Raw genomic sequence first — 14,674 nt, 5'->3', positions numbered from 1 at the left:
AGGCGGACCCGTTTGCGCGAGGACCCGTCGGACGGGAGGACCCGTCGGACGGGGTGTAAGGGGCCGGGGGGCGGGCTCACTCCTCCACCGTCAGCCCCTTGCGCAGACGTACCAAGGTGCGCGACAGCAGCCGCGACACGTGCATCTGCGAGATGCCCAGCTCTTCGCCGATCTCCGACTGGGTCATGTTCGCCACGAAGCGCAGGGACAGGATCTTGCGGTCGCGCGCCGGGAGCTCGGCGATCAGCGGCTTGAGGGACTCGACGTACTCGATGCCCTCCAGGCCGTGGTCCTCGTAACCGATGCGGTCCGCGAGGGCGCCCTCGGAGTCGTCCTCCTCGGGCTGCGCGTCGAGCGAGCTGGCGGTGTAGGCGTTGGACGCCGCCATGCCCTCGACGACCTCTTCGTTCGACAGGCCCAGGCGCTCGGCGAGCTCGCCCACCGTGGGGGCGCGGTCGAGCTGCTGGGCGAGTTCGTCGCCCGCCTTGGCGAGGTCGAGGCGGAGTTCCTGCAGGCGCCGCGGGACCCGCACCGACCAGGAGGTGTCCCGGAAGAAGCGCTTGATCTCACCGACGATGGTCGGCATCGCGAAGGTGGGGAACTCGACGCCGCGGCTCAGCTCGAAGCGGTCGATCGCCTTGATCAGGCCGATGGTGCCGACCTGGATGATGTCCTCCATCGGCTCGCTGCGGGAGCGGAACCGGGAGGCCGCGAACTTCACCAGGGCGAGATTGAGCTCGACCAGTGTGTTGCGGACGTAGGAAAAGTCGTGGGTGCCCTCTTCGAGGGACTCGAGACGCTCGAAGAGCGTCTTGGAGAGCGCTCGGGCGTCGAGTGGGGCGACTTCGTCGTACGGGGGGATCTCCGGCAGGCCGTCGAGCCCTTCCAGGGAGTCCGTCGCGGTGCCGGAAGCGTCCGAAGCGGTGGCGTCGGCGTCGGCGCGGGGTTCCGGGGGGAGAGCCGACGACGCCTGGTCAGTACGCGATTCGTCGAGCCGGGGTGACATGATGTCCTCCATCGTTCTCGGCATATGGCTGCCGATGCCAATACGTGCACAGTGCGGTGTGCGGCGCCTCCAAAGCCGGCCGTGTCGATTGGTGTCCTTACTAGGCCTACCCGTTTTCCACATCGAGCCGCAAGTGCGCTTGATGGTGAAATGTCCGATTCCTAGGGGTTGTTCGGGTACCGGGGCGCGTACGGAAGGCGTAGGGTTCGAGGGCGTCAACCGCACGTCATAAGCAGTGCAGAGCTTGAGCGGGAGAGGGTCGTCATGGACCGCGGGACAGTCGGCAGCGCCAATAGGGGCCGGCTTCTGGTCGAGGTGCGGCAGGAGGGCTCCAGTGCCGTGGTGACACCGGCCGGTGAGTTGGATCACCACACGGCCGATCTGCTGCGCGAACCCCTGGATGAATGCCTCACGAACGGACTTTCCCGGCTGATTGTCGACTGTTCGCGCCTGGAGTTCTGTGACTCCACGGGGTTGAACGTGCTGCTCGGCGCCCGCCTCAAGGCCGAGGCGGCGGGCGGCGGAGTCCATCTGGCCGGGATGCTGCCGGTGGTGGCCCGGGTCTTCGAGATCACCGGTGCGGAGGCCGTTTTTGCGGTGCACGAATCACTGGAAGCGGCGCTCGCCGCGGAGTGATGAGAAGGCTCCGGAAGGGCGCGCACGCGCGAGACGCAGAAGTTACGCTCCAGTTGTCTCTGCGTGATCGAGGCGTTACCAGCGTCACAGGGTCTCCATCCAAGTGAGGGGTGTTCTCACCGTCCCTTCGGGCAGGAGACCCCCGACCGGGAACGCGGCACGGTCGACAGAGACCCCGACTCCTACCCCTGATACCCCTGAACTTTGAAGCTGACATTGGTGAATCGGTGAGGTGAAGTGCTGATGAGCGCCACCCGGCCTTACTCGCCGGGCGACCACGGCCCCGGGTCCGGCGACGAACCGGACGGTGACGGCCGTCTGGTCCGCAGGCTGAGCCTGGGCGGTGAGAGCGGCATCGTGCCGCTGGCCCGCGACTTCGCCCGGGAGGCCCTGCACGCCTGGGGCTGGCTGCCGGCCGCGACCGCGGACCGTCGCGCCGCCGCGGAGGACGTACTGCTGGTCGTCTCCGAGCTGGTCACCAACGCCTGCCTGCATGCCGAGGGCCCGGAGGAGATCGCCCTGTTCTACGGGGACTCCCCGGCCAACAAGGTGCTGCGCATCGAGATCACCGACCACGGCGCGGGCCAGCCGGCCCCCCGCACCCCGCACCGCGCGGGCCGCCCCGGCGGCCACGGCATGTTCATCGTGCAGCGCCTCTGCCTCGACTGGGGAGTCGTCCGCACCCCCGGGGTCACCGGCAAGACCGTCTGGGCCGAGGTGGGCGCCCCCGCCTGACCGCCCGTTCTGTACGCCTTCGAGAGCACGCCGGATCGTCTTCGATCCGGCGTGCTCTTTGTCTTCCCTCGACAAGGTCCCCGGCGTACCTTGAGCCACCCGCATCTGATGAACCGTCAGTAACCGTTTGGCTGAAGGGATTTCGAGGTGTCGTACCGGACGTACCAGAAACGAACCGCCGCGTTCGCGCTCAGCGCGGCCCTGGCCGGCTCGGCGGTGCTGATGGCCGCCCCCACCGCTTCCGCGACGGTGCAGGACGTCAACTATCAGTGCAAGACGCCGATCGGCGACAAGGCGGCCGTGTCCCCGATCGACATGAAGTCGGTCAAGAGCGGCAGCGGCTACAAGATCACGATGTCCTTCCAGAAGGGCGTCTCCTCCAGCCCGGTCGAGCTCGGCAAGGGCGCCATGAAGCCCAGCGCCGTGATCAAGCTGGGCGGCGCGGAGACCGGTCAGCTGGCCGTCTCCGGCCCGCCGAACTCGGAGGCGATCCCCGCCAACTCGCCGATCAAGATCAGTGACCTGAGCGGCACGTACACGCCGAAGAAGAGCGGCAAGGTGACGTTCACGGCGGGCGTGCTGACCATCAAGGCGCTGGGCACGACGACGACCTGCACCCCGTCGAACAACCCGAAGCCGTCCCTGGAACTGGACGTGAAGGCGGCGGGCGGCGGCGGTTCGGGCTCCTCGGGCTCGACGGGCTCCTCCGGCTCCGGGTCGACCGGCTCCGGATCGTCCTCCTCCTCAGGTGGCTCCTCGCTACCCCAGACGGGCCCGGAGGACTCGGCGATCGCCCTGGGCACACTGGGCGGCACGGTGCTCCTCGCCGGGGCGGCCGGGGCGCTCTGGCTGACCCGCAGGAACCAGTCGGCGCGTTAGATGGCGCCCCGTAAGGGGCGCGGGGAACTGCGCGAGCAACCACGCACGACCCGCACCCGCACAGGATTCCTGCGCTCCTACGGCGCGTGGGCGCTGGGCGCGACCCTGGTCGCGCTCATGCTCACGACCCCGGCCGCCGTAGCCCGGCCGGGTTGGACCATAGCCCCCTCGTCCGGCGGAGGCACCCGTGCCGCCGACCACGACGGCCGCCCCTACGTCTACGCGGAGGGCGCCCCCGGCACCGTCCTGGAGGACAAGGTGGCCGTCACCAACCCCACCGCCGAGTCGCTGCGCGTCACCCTGCGCGGCGCCGACGCCGACAACAACGCCGACGGCGCCCTCGACCTGCGGGCGACGGCGCGGGACACCGGCGCCTGGATCCGCTTCGCCGACCCCACCGTGAAGATCCCCGCCCGCACCCGCGCCGAGGTCCCCTTCACGGTGACCGTCCCCGCGGGCGCCACCCCGGGCGACCACCCGGGCGCGATCGTGGCCAGCGGCGGCGGCCGGGACGCCGGGGTCAGCGTCCGGCTGCGGGTCAGCGGGCCCACCCTCGCCGCGCTCACCGTCGAGCACGTCCGGGTCAGGGACGGCGACTCCATCGCGTACGACGTGGTCAACCGCGGCAACACCACCCTCACCCCGCGCCTGGCCGTGCGCGCCCACGGCGTCTTCGGCACCGTCCTCGACCGCCGCGCCCGCACCCTCCCCGTCGAGGTGCTCCCGGGCCGCCGCGTCACGCTCACCGAGCCCTGGCACGGCGCGCCCGCGCTCGACTCGGTGGACGTGCGGGTGACCGTCACCGCGGGCGGCGGCGCGGCGGACTCGGCGACGACGACCGCCCGGTTCGTGCCGTGGGGCGTGCTCGGCGGCGCCCTGGCGCTGCTCGCCGCTGCGGGCTGCGCCGCCTTCTGGTACGTACGCCATCACAGGGACCGAAGGGGAACGACATGAACCGCCGCAGCGCCCGCGCACCGCGGCTGCTGACCGTCCTGGCCCTCGTCGCCGCGCTGGTGGCGGGCGCCGCTCCCTGGGCGTCGGCCGCCGACGGCAAGCCCACCGTCACGCTCTCCAAGTCCCAGGCGGGGACCGGTGGTTCGATCACCGTGAAGGGCAAGGGCTGGGAGTCGAAGGCGCTGCTGATGCTGCTCGTCTGCGGGCAGGCGACCCCGGAGCGCGGGGTCGTCGGCGGCACCAACTCCTGCGCCAACGCGGACGGGCTCGCCGTCACCACCGACGCGTCGGGCACGTTCAGCAAGAAGCTGCCGGTGGCCGAGCCGCCCGCCGCGTGCCCCTGCGTCGTGCACGTGGCGACCGCGACCGGGCCCAAGGCGCAGGCGGACGCCGCCTTCCAGGTCGCCGGGCATCCGGTGAAGGCGCTGCCGAAGGAGTCCCCCACCGGGCGGCTCTCGATGGTCACCGACACCCGGCTCGACGGGTCGAGCGGGATCCTCACCTGGTTCGGGGCGCCGCCCTCGCGCTCGTTCGTCTTCACGGTCGGCAACGTCGGCTCGACCCCGGTGAAGGACCCCGTCTTCCAGGTCGGCACCTCGCACGGCGTGTTCGCGCCGCAGTGGGAGGAGCAGCAGTGGCGCGGCACCGTCGAGCCGGGCCGCAAGGCACAGATCAAGCTGCCCGTCGAGCTGACGGCCGGCGCCCACGGCAGCTATCTGGTGTCGCTGAAGTACGGCGGCAAGGTCCTCGCCGAGCAGCCCTGGGGCGTGGGCCGCCCCTGGGGCGTGACGCTCTTCTGGCTCCTGCTCTGCGTCGTCGTGCCGGCCGCCGTCTTCCGGATCGGCATGGCGGTCGTGGACCGGATCAGGCCGCGCGACCGGTACGGGGCGCAGGGCCGCCACCGCGGGCGCCGGCCGGTCGACATCACCGTACGCATGCCGAGGCTGAGGTCCCCCCAGCCGGCACCGCCGCCCGCCGAACGCCCCTCCGGGACGCCGGCGGACACCACCACGAACACCCTGCCCTGGTTCGCCCCGGACACCGGTCCCGGCGCACCCGAGGCCGGGCGGCTCTCCGCACCGTCCGACAACAGCCCGACGACGAAAGGAAACCCGTGACCACCCAACGGAGAGTGAGCGCGGCCGGCGTCGCCCTGATGCTCGGCGGGGCGGGACTGCTGTTCCTCGCATCCCCCGCGCAGGCCGCAGAGGTCTCGTACAAGACCGAGTGCATCCCGCCCGCGATCTCCGGCCTCGATCCCGTCGAGGGCACCACGCAGGTGGAGCTCACCGCGCCCGCGACGGCGAAGGTCGGCGACGAGGTCGAGGTGACCTGGAAGTTCGTGCAGGCCGCCTCCAAGAACCCCGACGTCCTCGACCTCGACGCGAACACCGTGCAGCCCACCGGCACGCTGAAGGCGGCCGGGGCGCAGACCGGGAACATCTCGATGACCGGGCCGCGGGAGAACCCGGCGATCCCGAAGAACAGCGCGATGAAGCTGTCCACGATGACGGGCAAGGTCAAGCTGACCGCGGCCGGTGACGTGACGCTGACCCCGGACGCGTACAACATCAACGTCAACAAGCCCATCTCGACGGACACCAAGTGCGCGCCGAAGGAGACCGTGAAGCCCGGCGCGACCATCAAGGTCTCGGACGGCGGCGGGAGTTCGGACGGCGGCACCACGGATTCCGGCGGTACGACCGATTCGGGCGGCACCACCGACTCGGGCGGTACCACCGACTCCGGCGGGACCACCGACACCGGCGGCACCACCACCGCGGGCGACTCCGGAGGGGCCGGTACCTCCGGCGGCTCCGGCGGGCAGACCGACTTCACGGGCAAGGAGGTCTCCATCCCCTACGCCTGCAAGACCCCCATCGGCGACAAGAACGCGACGTCCCCGGTGCAGATCAACGCCAAGAAGGACGGCGGTAACTACGCGCTGACCGTCCAGTTCAAGAAGTCCGTCATGGACAGCCCCGCCGACATCCCGGCCGACTCGGTCAAGCCGTCGATGGAGGTGAAGCTGGGCGGCGCCGACAAGGGCACCGTCCATGTCGAGGGCCCGACCAACAAGGAGCCCATCAAGTCCGGTGACCCGATGACGATCCCGGACCTGACCGGCACCTACAAGCCGGGCGCCGACGGCAAGTCGACGCTGTCCCCGGGCGTCCTCACCGTGGAGGCGCTGGGCACGACCACCACCTGCACGCCGACCACGAACGCGGTCTCGCTGGAGATCGACACGACGGCCGTAGAGGGCGGCGCCTCGGGCTCCGGCTCGGGTTCGGGCTCGGCCGGCGGTTCGGCCTCCGGCTCGGCGGGCGGCTCGGCCGCGAGCGGCGGCCTCGCCGAGACCGGCGCCTCGAACGACGGCGCGCTGCGCGCCCTCGGTCTGGTGGCCGGCACGGTGATCCTGCTGGGCGGCGCGGTGTTCACGTTCCTGCCGCGGCGCCGGGCGGCCAGGAGGTAACGCACAACGGAGAAAGGGTCCGGCCCGCACCGAGTGGTGCGGGCCGGACCCCTTCGTGTGCGGGTCGCGTCAGCTGACCGAGCCCATGAGCTTCTTGACCTTGCCGCGGTACATCCAGAAGCCGACACCGGCGGCCACGGCGATGAGCACCTCGACGCCGACGGCGCCCTTGGTGTTCAGGTTCACCCCGGCCGTGGAGAGCAGTGCGGTGACCGAGTCGCCCGCGGTGACCGCGAGGAACCAGACGCCCATCATCTGGCCGGTGTACTTGGCCGGGGCCATCTTGGTCGTGACCGACAGGCCGACGGGGGAGAGGCACAGCTCACCGACGGTCTGGACGAAGTAGATCGCCACCAGCCACATCGGGGAGACCTTGCCGCCGTTGGTGGCGGTGTCGATCAGCGGGATCAGGAAGACGGCGAAGGAGATGCCCATCAGCACCAGCGACGAGGCGAACTTCACCGCCGTGCTCGGCTCCTTGCCGCGCTTGTTCAGCCACAGCCAGATCGAGGCGACCACCGGGGCGAGCGCCATGATCATGATCGGGTTCAGCGACTGGTACCACGAGGTCGGGAAGTGGAAGCCGAGCAGCGTGTTGGTGGTCGACTCCTCGCCGAAGATCGACAGCGTCGAGCCGTTCTGGTCGTAGATCATCCAGAAGATGGCGGCGACGACGAAGAACCAGATGTAGCCGGAGACCTTCGACTGCTCGTCGTCCGTCAGCTCCTTGTCGCGCTTCATGCGCGCCAGGACCAGGACCGGGATGACCAGGCCGATGATCGACAGCGGGACCAGGATCCAGTTCAGCGTGTAGTGGCCGGTGCCCACGACGATCAGGTAGAAGACGGCCGCGCCGATCGCCCAGTACAGCGACTGCTTCAGCGCCTTGGCCCGCTCCTGCTTGGTGGCCGGCTTGACAACGGTGTCGCTCTCGGCGCTCAGGTGGCGGCTGCCCAGCAGGAACTGGACCAGGCCGAGCGCCATGCCGATCGCGGCGAGCGCGAAGCCGAAGTGCCAGTTGACGTTCTCGCCGACGGTGCCGATGGTCAGCGGCGCCAGGAAGCCACCGACGTTGATGCCGATGTAGAAGACGGTGAAGCCGGCGTCACGGCGCGGGTCCTGCGGGCCCTTGTACAGGTGGCCGACCATCGTGGAGATGTTGGCCTTCAGCAGACCCGAGCCGAGGGCGACCAGGCCGAGACCGGCGAAGAAGGAGCCCGAGGAGGGCAGCGCCAGCGTGATGTGACCGAGGATCACGATCGCGGAGCCGATGACCACCGTCTTGCGGGGACCCCAGAAGCGGTCGGCGAACCAACCACCGGGCATGGCGAGCAGGTAGACCAGCGACAGGTAGACCGAGTAGATCGCCGTCGCCGTGGCACCGTCCATGTGGAGGCCGCCGGGGGCGATCAGGTAGAGGGGAAGCAGGGCCCTCATGCCGTAGAAGCTGAAGCGCTCCCACATCTCGGTCATGAAGAGAGTGGCCAGTCCGCGGGGGTGGCCGAAGAAGGTCTTCTCAGAGCCAGGGGTGCTGGCCGAGTCCTTCGTCAGGCTGGACGCCATGGTCGATCCTTGTGGGGTGTCGGGACGCGCGCCGCACAGCGGCTGAGCGCCCGGTGGGGGGCGGCCGGCACCGGAGTCCCGCCTCCCTCTCCACGCCCGACGGGAGAGGTGCACGGCGGAACCCGGGATCCACACCCCGTCCACGCTTCCTTACGTGTTCCGGGGCCCGGCCACAGGTCATTGCTTTTCACGGCACATGAAGAAGGACCTTCGGGCGCAGTGCGCTCCAAAGGTCCCCCAGTAGTGCATCAGGCGTTTGGTCACCATACGACACGACAGTGCGGCATATGGAAGGACTTGAGAGATGGATCACAGGTCCAGACGGAACCGTTCTGCTGATTCCAAGGTTTTCACCAGGATCGCACTTCGAAGTCGGATGACGTAATCGCGGAGGTCGGGACTCCGCTTGCCCGGGGGCCCCGCGCGGACCCGACGCCGGACGCGTACCCGCGGATCACCCCACGACCCTCGTCCGGCGCGGACTACCATCACTCCATGACCCGTGTACTGCTCGCCGAGGACGACGCGTCCATCTCGGAGCCGCTGGCCCGCGCCCTGCGCCGGGAGGGGTACGAGGTGGAAGTGCGCGAGGACGGCCCCACCGCCCTCGACGCCGGACTGCAGGGAAGCATCGACCTCGTCGTCCTCGACCTCGGCCTGCCCGGGATGGACGGACTCGAGGTGGCCCGCCGGCTGCGCGCCGAGGGGCACACGGTGCCGATCCTCATCCTGACCGCGCGCGCCGACGAGGTGGACACGGTCGTCGGCCTCGACGCCGGCGCCGACGACTACGTCACCAAGCCGTTCCGCCTCGCCGAACTGCTCGCCCGGGTCCGGGCGCTGCTGCGGCGCGGCGCCGCCGAGCCCAAGGAGGCCCCGGCCACTCACGGCGTCCGGATCGACGTCGAGTCGCACCGGGCCTGGATGGGCGACGAGGAGCTCCAGCTCACCGCCAAGGAGTTCGACCTGCTGCGGGTGCTCGTGCGGGACGCGGGCCGGGTCGTCACCCGTGACCAGCTGATGCGCGAGGTCTGGGACACCACCTGGTGGTCGTCGACCAAGACCCTGGACATGCACATCTCCTGGCTCCGCAAGAAGCTCGGCGACGACGCGGCGAACCCGCGGTACATCGCCACCGTGCGCGGCGTCGGCTTCCGGTTCGAGAAGAGCTGAGCGGATTTAAGCCCCTGCGGCGATTGAGCAGCGGGGTCCGGGGCGGAGCCCCGGGGCCTGCGCGCCGCAGGGGCTGAGCTGCCTTCGGGGCCGCCGGCCGGTGGGGCTTCTCGCGCAGTTCCCCGCGCCCCTGGCGGGGCGCTGCCCACCTTCCGGGAAACTAGGACGTATGCGCCGCCGACTGATCAATTCCACGCTCGCCGTCGTCCTGGTCGTGATCGCCGTGTTCGGGATCTCCCTCGTCATCGTGGAGACCCGCACGATCACGAACAGCGCCCAGGAGCGCGTGCAGTCGGAAGCGGTCCGGCTGGCCTCCATCGTCGACAGCCGGATGCTCAGTGACGAGCTGATCAGCGGCGACGTCCTGAAGAACCAGGTCGCGGTGGAGCGCTACGCGCGGATCGAGCTGTCCGGCCGCGGCCCCATCGAGATCGGCACGCGCCCGACCGGCGAGACCATCAAGTACACCGCCGAGGGCGAGCAGGGCGAGAAGGTCACCGTCGAGGAGCCCCGCTCCGAGGTGACCGCGGAGGTGGGCCGCACCCTGCTGCTCATCGCCGGGGTGGCGCTGCTCGCCATCGTCGCCGCCGTGCTGCTCGCCGTACGGCAGGCCAACCGCCTCACGTCCCCGCTCACCGACCTGGCCTCCACCGCGGAGCGCCTGGGCTCCGGCGACCCGCGCCCGCGCCACAAGCGCTACGGCGTGCCCGAGCTGGACCGGGTCGCCGACGTCCTGGACGGCTCCGCCGAGCGCATCGCCCGCATGCTGACGGCCGAGCGGCGGCTCGCCGCCGACGCCTCGCACCAGCTCCGTACGCCCCTCACGGCGCTCTCCATGCGCCTGGAGGAGATCACCATGACCGAGGACCTGGCCGAGGTGAAGGAGGAGGCGACGATCGCCCTCACCCAGGTGGAGCGGCTCACCGACGTCGTCGAGCGGCTGCTGACCAACGCCCGCGACCCGCGGACCGGCTCCGCCGTCACCTTCGACCTGGACGAGGTGATCAAGCAGCAGCTGGAGGAGTGGCGCCCGGCCTACCGCAGCGCGGGCCGCGCCATCGTCTCCTCGGGCAAGCGCCATCTGACGGCGGTCGGCACCCCGGGCGCGGTCGCCCAGGTGCTCGCGGCGCTGATCGAGAACTCGCTGATGCACGGCGGCGGCACCGTCGCCCTGCGCACCCGCGTCACCGGCAACCAGGCGGTCATCGAGGTCACGGACGAGGGCCCGGGCGTCCCCTCCGAGCTGGGCTCGCGGATCTTCGAGCGGACGATCAGCGGGCGGAACTCGACGGGCATCGGCCTCGCGGTCGCCCGCGACCTCGCCGAGGCGGACGGCGGCCGCCTGGAGATGCTCCAGGCGAGCCCGCCGGTCTTCGGTCTGTTCCTGTCCCGTACGCCGCTGAAGAAGCAGTCCGGGGACGCCGAGACGATCCGGTAGGCGGGCGCCTACTTGATGCGCTGGACCCGCTGGACGGGGGGCGTCGGATCGTCCAGGAACGATTCCGCGCTGGCCACGGCCTCCTTGGCCGGCAGCGTCCGGAACACCCAGGTGCGGTAGGACCAGAAGCGGAACAGGGTCGCGAGGCCCATGCCGAGGAACTTGAAGATGTTGCTCTGCAGCGAGCTGTCCCAGCCGAAGCCGTACGTCGCCGCGTACAGGACACCGTTCTCGATCACCAGGCCGACCACGCTGAACAGCAGGAACAGGGTGAGTTCCTTGGCGCGGCCGCTCTTGTCGCGGTCACGGTAGGTGAAGTAGCGGAACCCCACGTAGTTGAAGACGATGGCGACGACCGTGGCGATCACACTGGCCCGCACCACCTGGAGGTCGGTCCCGTGCCGCATCAGGTTGAAGACCGCGAAGTTCACGAAGACGCCCAGGGCGCCGACGACGCCGAACTTGGCGATCTCCCGGGCCAGGGCGGCGAACCGCACCCGCAGTGCGCCGATGCCCTTGGCCGGCCGGCCGGTCGTCACGCTCATAATCGTCGCCTCTACCCCCGTCGTCCCCGTGTCTTCGGTCACGCGGCCCCGCAGGGCCGACCCAGTCATGCTAACCACGGGCCCTTCCGGGCGCCTGCGGACGACGTCGATGGTCTTACCTCGTTCTTTCCTACAGAAAGAGGGGCGCGTGGGAACCAGTCATTTGGCCGATACCCTGGGGATGTGACGTTTCCGGTAGTCGGCATGGTCGGCGGTGGCCAGCTCGCTCGTATGACACACGAGGCGGGCATCCCGCTCGGCATCAGATTCAAGCTCCTCAGTGACACTCCGCAGGATTCCGCGGCACAGGTCGTCGGCGACGTCGTCGTCGGCGACTACCGCGACCTGGAGACGCTGCGCGCCTTCGCGCGCGGCTGTGACGTGATCACGTTCGACCACGAGCACGTACCCACCGAGCATCTGCGGGCCCTGGAGGCGGACGGCATCCCCGTCCGCCCCGGGCCCGACGCGCTGCTGTACGCCCAGGACAAGGGCGAGATGCGCGCGAAGCTGACCTCGCTCGGCGTGCCCTGCCCCCGGCACCGGATCGTGCGCGATCCCGCCGACGTGGTGGCCTTCGCGGAAGAGGGCGACGGATTTCCCGTCGTCCTCAAGACCGTGCGCGGCGGCTACGACGGCAAGGGCGTGTGGGTCGTGCGGTCCGAGGCGGACGCGGCGGACCCGTTCAAGGCGGACGTGCCGGTCCTCGCTGAGGAGAAGGTCGACTTCGCGCGGGAGCTGGCGGCCAACGTCGTCCGCTCGCCGCACGGCCAGGCCGTCGCCTACCCCGTCGTCGAGTCCCAGCAGGTCGACGGCGTCTGCGACACCGTGATCGCACCCGCCCCCGACCTCGACGAGGACCTCGCGGGCGCGGCGCAGGAGCTCGCGCTGCGCGTCGCCAAGGAGCTCGGCGTCGTCGGTCACCTGGCGGTCGAGCTCTTCGAGACCCGCGACGGACGCATTCTGGTCAACGAACTGGCGATGCGGCCGCACAACTCCGGACACTGGACCCAGGACGGCGCGATCACCTCGCAGTTCGCCAACCACGTGCGCGCGGTCCTCGACCTGCCCCTCGGCGACCCGCGCCCGCGCGCGAAGTGGACCGTCATGGGTAACGTCCTGGGCGGCGACTTCCCGGACATGTACAGCGCGTACCTGCACTGCATGGCCCGGGACCCGCAGCTGAAGATCCACATGTACGGCAAGGACGTGAAGCCCGGCCGCAAGGTCGGTCACGTGAACACCTACGGCGACGACCTGGACGACGTACTGGAACGCGCTCGTCACGCAGCCGGATACCTGAGGGGAACGATCACCGAATGAGCCCTGTGGTTGGCATTGTGATGGGGTCCGACTCGGACTGGCCCGTCATGGAGGCCGCGGCCAAGGCCCTCGACGAGTTCGAGATCCCCTACGAGGTCGACGTCGTCTCCGCGCACCGCATGCCGCACGAGATGATCTCCTACGGCGAGCACGCCGCCGAGCGTGGCCTGAAGGCGATCGTCGCGGGCGCGGGCGGCGCCGCACATCTGCCCGGAATGCTCGCCTCGGTGACGCCGCTGCCGGTGATCGGCGTGCCCGTGCCGCTCAAGTACCTCGACGGCATGGACTCCCTCCTGTCGATCGTGCAGATGCCGGCCGGGGTGCCGGTCGCGACCGTCTCGGTCGGTGGCGCGCGCAACGCGGGGCTGCTCGCCGCGCGCATCCTCGCCGCGCACGACGAGGACCTGCTGGCCCGCATGAAGGAGTTCCAGCAGGAGCTGAACGACCAGGCCACCGAGAAGGGCAAGCGGCTGCGCGCCAAGGTCGAGGGCGCGGGGTCCGGCTTCGGCTTCGGAAAGTGAGTGCGGTAGCCGTATGAGTACGTCTGTGGAGCGGGCCCGCGAGCTGCTCGCCGAGTTCCCCGTCGTCGACGGGCACAACGACCTGCCGTGGGCGCTGCGCGAGCAGGTCACCTACGACATCGACGCCCGGGACATCGCCGCCGACCAGAGCGCGCACCTGCACACCGACCTGGCCCGGCTGCGGGCGGGCGGGGTCGGCGCGCAGTTCTGGTCCGTGTACGTCCGGACGGATCTGACGGGTGACGCGGCGGTCAGCGCCACGCTCGAACAGATCGACTGCGTCGACCAGTTGATCGCGCGGTACCCGGGTGATCTGCGCGAGGCGCTGACGGCTGCCGACATGGAGACGGCGCGGCGGGAGGGGCGCATCGCCTCGCTCAAGGGCGCCGAGGGCGGCCACTCCATCAACAACTCCCTCGCCACGCTACGGGCGTTGTACGCGCTCGGCGTGCGCTACATGACGCTCACCCACAACGACAACATCGCGTGGGCGGACTCGGCGACGGACGTCCCGGGCGTCGGTGGGCTCTCCGCGTTCGGCCGGGAGGTCGTGCGCGAGATGAACCGCGAGGGCATGCTCGTCGACCTGTCGCACGTCGCGGCGACGACGATGCGCGCCGCGCTGGACGTCACCGAGGCGCCGGTGATCTTCTCGCACTCCTCGTCGCGGGCCGTCTGCGACCACCCGCGCAACATCCCGGACGACGTCCTGGAGCGGCTGTCCGGCAACGGGGGAGTGGCGATGGCTACCTTCGTGCCGAAGTTCGTCCTCCAGGCCGCCGTCGACTGGACCGCCGCCGCCGACGAGAACCTGCGCGCGCACGGCTTCCACCACCTGGACTCGTCCCCGGCCGCGATGAAGCTGCACCGCGCGTTCGAGGAGACGAACCCGCGCCCGGTCGCCACGGTCTCGACGGTCGCCGATCACCTCGACCACATGCGCGAGGTCGCGGGCGTCGACCACATCGGCATCGGCGGTGACTACGACGGCACGGCGTTCACCCCGGACGGCCTGAACGACGTCTCGGGCTATCCGAACCTGGTCGCCGAACTCCTCGACCGGGGCTGGTCGAAGGACGACCTGTCGAAGCTGACGTGGCGCAACGCGGTGCGGGTCCTCGATGCCGCCGAATCGGTCTCCCGGGACCTCCGGCTCCGCCGCGGCCCGTCGAACGCCACGCTGCCCCAACTGGACACGTAGCCTCCGACACCGCCCCGCCTTGGGCTACCGCCCAGCCCCGCCGCCGCCTCGGGCGAGCCCCCTCGCCTTGGGCTGGCGCCCAGCCCCGCCGCTTTGGGCGAGCCCCCTCGCCTTGGGCTGGCGCCCCGCCCCGCCGCTTTGGGCGAGCCCCCTCGCCTTGGGCTGGCGCCCCGCCCCGCCGCTTTGGGCGAGCCCCCTCGCCTTGGGCTGGCGCCCCGCCCCCC

14 protein-coding genes are annotated in these 14,674 nt (G+C 70.5%); 11 read left to right on the top strand and 3 right to left on the bottom strand.

What is annotated here, in order from left to right; genetic code table 11:
* Window positions 1–76: 76 nt before the first annotated feature.
* Window positions 77–1,006, bottom strand: a complete 930-nt coding sequence (locus ABZ930_RS17850) for an RNA polymerase sigma factor SigF (RefSeq protein WP_361548689.1) — start codon at window positions 1,004–1,006, stop codon at window positions 77–79.
* Between the two features lie 264 nt (window positions 1,007–1,270).
* On the opposite strand from ABZ930_RS17850, the gene ABZ930_RS17845 reads away from it, so the two are divergent.
* The 6 genes from ABZ930_RS17845 to ABZ930_RS17820 all read left to right on the top strand — a co-directional run bounded on the left by ABZ930_RS17845 (window position 1,271) and on the right by ABZ930_RS17820 (window position 6,686).
* Window positions 1,271–1,642 (top strand): STAS domain-containing protein, encoded by a 372-nt coding sequence (locus tag ABZ930_RS17845; RefSeq protein ID WP_361548687.1) that lies wholly within the window; start codon window positions 1,271–1,273, stop codon window positions 1,640–1,642.
* Window positions 1,643–1,885: 243 nt separating this feature from the next.
* Entirely contained in the window at window positions 1,886–2,377 is a 492-nt protein-coding gene (locus tag ABZ930_RS17840; protein ID WP_361548686.1) for an ATP-binding protein, read from the top strand.
* Between the two features lie 147 nt (window positions 2,378–2,524).
* On the top strand, window positions 2,525–3,256 hold the full coding sequence (locus ABZ930_RS17835; protein ID WP_361548684.1) for an LPXTG cell wall anchor domain-containing protein: 732 nt from the start codon (window positions 2,525–2,527) through the stop codon (window positions 3,254–3,256).
* Window positions 3,257–4,210, top strand: a complete 954-nt coding sequence (locus ABZ930_RS17830; protein WP_361548682.1) for a hypothetical protein — start codon at window positions 3,257–3,259, stop codon at window positions 4,208–4,210.
* A complete protein-coding gene (locus ABZ930_RS17825) occupies window positions 4,207–5,328 on the top strand; it encodes a hypothetical protein (protein ID WP_361548680.1) in 1,122 nt (373 codons plus the stop codon). Before ABZ930_RS17830 ends, ABZ930_RS17825 begins: the two co-directional genes overlap by 4 nt.
* A 38-nt stretch (window positions 5,329–5,366) precedes the next feature.
* Complete coding sequence (locus tag ABZ930_RS17820; RefSeq protein ID WP_361548801.1) at window positions 5,367–6,686, top strand: hypothetical protein; 1,320 nt, start codon at window positions 5,367–5,369, stop codon at window positions 6,684–6,686.
* Window positions 6,687–6,755: 69 nt separating this feature from the next.
* Here the strand turns inward: ABZ930_RS17820 and ABZ930_RS17815 are convergent, their stop codons facing one another.
* The gene (locus ABZ930_RS17815; protein WP_361548678.1) at window positions 6,756–8,249 is read right to left on the bottom strand and encodes an oligopeptide:H+ symporter; all 1,494 of its coding nucleotides are present in this window, start codon (window positions 8,247–8,249) and stop codon (window positions 6,756–6,758) included.
* A 495-nt stretch (window positions 8,250–8,744) separates the two neighbouring features.
* On the opposite strand from ABZ930_RS17815, the gene ABZ930_RS17810 reads away from it, so the two are divergent.
* On the top strand, window positions 8,745–9,422 hold the full coding sequence (locus ABZ930_RS17810) for a response regulator transcription factor (RefSeq protein ID WP_018529729.1): 678 nt from the start codon (window positions 8,745–8,747) through the stop codon (window positions 9,420–9,422).
* A 169-nt stretch (window positions 9,423–9,591) separates the two neighbouring features.
* On the top strand, window positions 9,592–10,860 hold the full coding sequence (locus ABZ930_RS17805; protein WP_361548676.1) for an ATP-binding protein: 1,269 nt from the start codon (window positions 9,592–9,594) through the stop codon (window positions 10,858–10,860).
* A gap of 8 nt (window positions 10,861–10,868) precedes the next feature.
* Here the strand turns inward: ABZ930_RS17805 and ABZ930_RS17800 are convergent, their stop codons facing one another.
* Window positions 10,869–11,405 (bottom strand): GtrA family protein, encoded by a 537-nt coding sequence (locus ABZ930_RS17800; protein WP_361548674.1) that lies wholly within the window; start codon window positions 11,403–11,405, stop codon window positions 10,869–10,871.
* A 183-nt stretch (window positions 11,406–11,588) separates the two neighbouring features.
* Here ABZ930_RS17800 and ABZ930_RS17795 point away from each other — a divergent pair, with 183 nt between their 5' ends.
* From ABZ930_RS17795 to ABZ930_RS17785, 3 genes are read left to right on the top strand one after another with little or no spacing between them, the layout of a single operon-like run.
* Window positions 11,589–12,728, top strand: a complete 1,140-nt coding sequence (locus ABZ930_RS17795; protein ID WP_361548672.1) for a 5-(carboxyamino)imidazole ribonucleotide synthase — start codon at window positions 11,589–11,591, stop codon at window positions 12,726–12,728.
* Complete coding sequence (gene purE / locus ABZ930_RS17790; protein WP_361548670.1) at window positions 12,725–13,249, top strand: 5-(carboxyamino)imidazole ribonucleotide mutase; 525 nt, start codon at window positions 12,725–12,727, stop codon at window positions 13,247–13,249. The genes ABZ930_RS17795 and purE overlap by 4 nt, the downstream gene beginning before the upstream one ends.
* 13 nt (window positions 13,250–13,262) lie before the next feature.
* A complete protein-coding gene (locus ABZ930_RS17785; RefSeq protein WP_361548668.1) occupies window positions 13,263–14,450 on the top strand; it encodes a dipeptidase in 1,188 nt (395 codons plus the stop codon).
* Window positions 14,451–14,674: the final 224 nt, after the last annotated feature.

This window comes from Streptomyces sp. NPDC046716, assembly GCF_040645755.1.
Taxonomy (GTDB): domain Bacteria; phylum Actinomycetota; class Actinomycetes; order Streptomycetales; family Streptomycetaceae; genus Streptomyces.
Note: the sequence above shows the minus strand (reverse complement) of the source record. Positions and strands in the feature narration are given on the sequence as shown.

What these genes read in the sequence shown, in the direction of transcription:
- ABZ930_RS17850 (WP_361548689.1), bottom strand. Translation starts at nt 1,006, where the DNA reads ATGTCACCCCGGCTCGACGAATCGCGTACTGACCAGGCGTCGTCGGCT.
- ABZ930_RS17845 (WP_361548687.1), top strand. Translation starts at nt 1,271, where the DNA reads ATGGACCGCGGGACAGTCGGCAGCGCCAATAGGGGCCGGCTTCTGGTC.
- ABZ930_RS17840 (WP_361548686.1), top strand. Translation starts at nt 1,886, where the DNA reads ATGAGCGCCACCCGGCCTTACTCGCCGGGCGACCACGGCCCCGGGTCC.
- ABZ930_RS17830 (WP_361548682.1), top strand. Translation starts at nt 3,257, where the DNA reads ATGGCGCCCCGTAAGGGGCGCGGGGAACTGCGCGAGCAACCACGCACG.
- ABZ930_RS17825 (WP_361548680.1), top strand. Translation starts at nt 4,207, where the DNA reads ATGAACCGCCGCAGCGCCCGCGCACCGCGGCTGCTGACCGTCCTGGCC.
- ABZ930_RS17820 (WP_361548801.1), top strand. Translation starts at nt 5,367, where the DNA reads ATGCTCGGCGGGGCGGGACTGCTGTTCCTCGCATCCCCCGCGCAGGCC.
- ABZ930_RS17815 (WP_361548678.1), bottom strand. Translation starts at nt 8,249, where the DNA reads ATGGCGTCCAGCCTGACGAAGGACTCGGCCAGCACCCCTGGCTCTGAG.
- ABZ930_RS17810 (WP_018529729.1), top strand. Translation starts at nt 8,745, where the DNA reads ATGACCCGTGTACTGCTCGCCGAGGACGACGCGTCCATCTCGGAGCCG.
- ABZ930_RS17805 (WP_361548676.1), top strand. Translation starts at nt 9,592, where the DNA reads ATGCGCCGCCGACTGATCAATTCCACGCTCGCCGTCGTCCTGGTCGTG.
- ABZ930_RS17800 (WP_361548674.1), bottom strand. Translation starts at nt 11,405, where the DNA reads ATGAGCGTGACGACCGGCCGGCCGGCCAAGGGCATCGGCGCACTGCGG.
- purE (WP_361548670.1), top strand. Translation starts at nt 12,725, where the DNA reads ATGAGCCCTGTGGTTGGCATTGTGATGGGGTCCGACTCGGACTGGCCC.
- ABZ930_RS17785 (WP_361548668.1), top strand. Translation starts at nt 13,263, where the DNA reads ATGAGTACGTCTGTGGAGCGGGCCCGCGAGCTGCTCGCCGAGTTCCCC.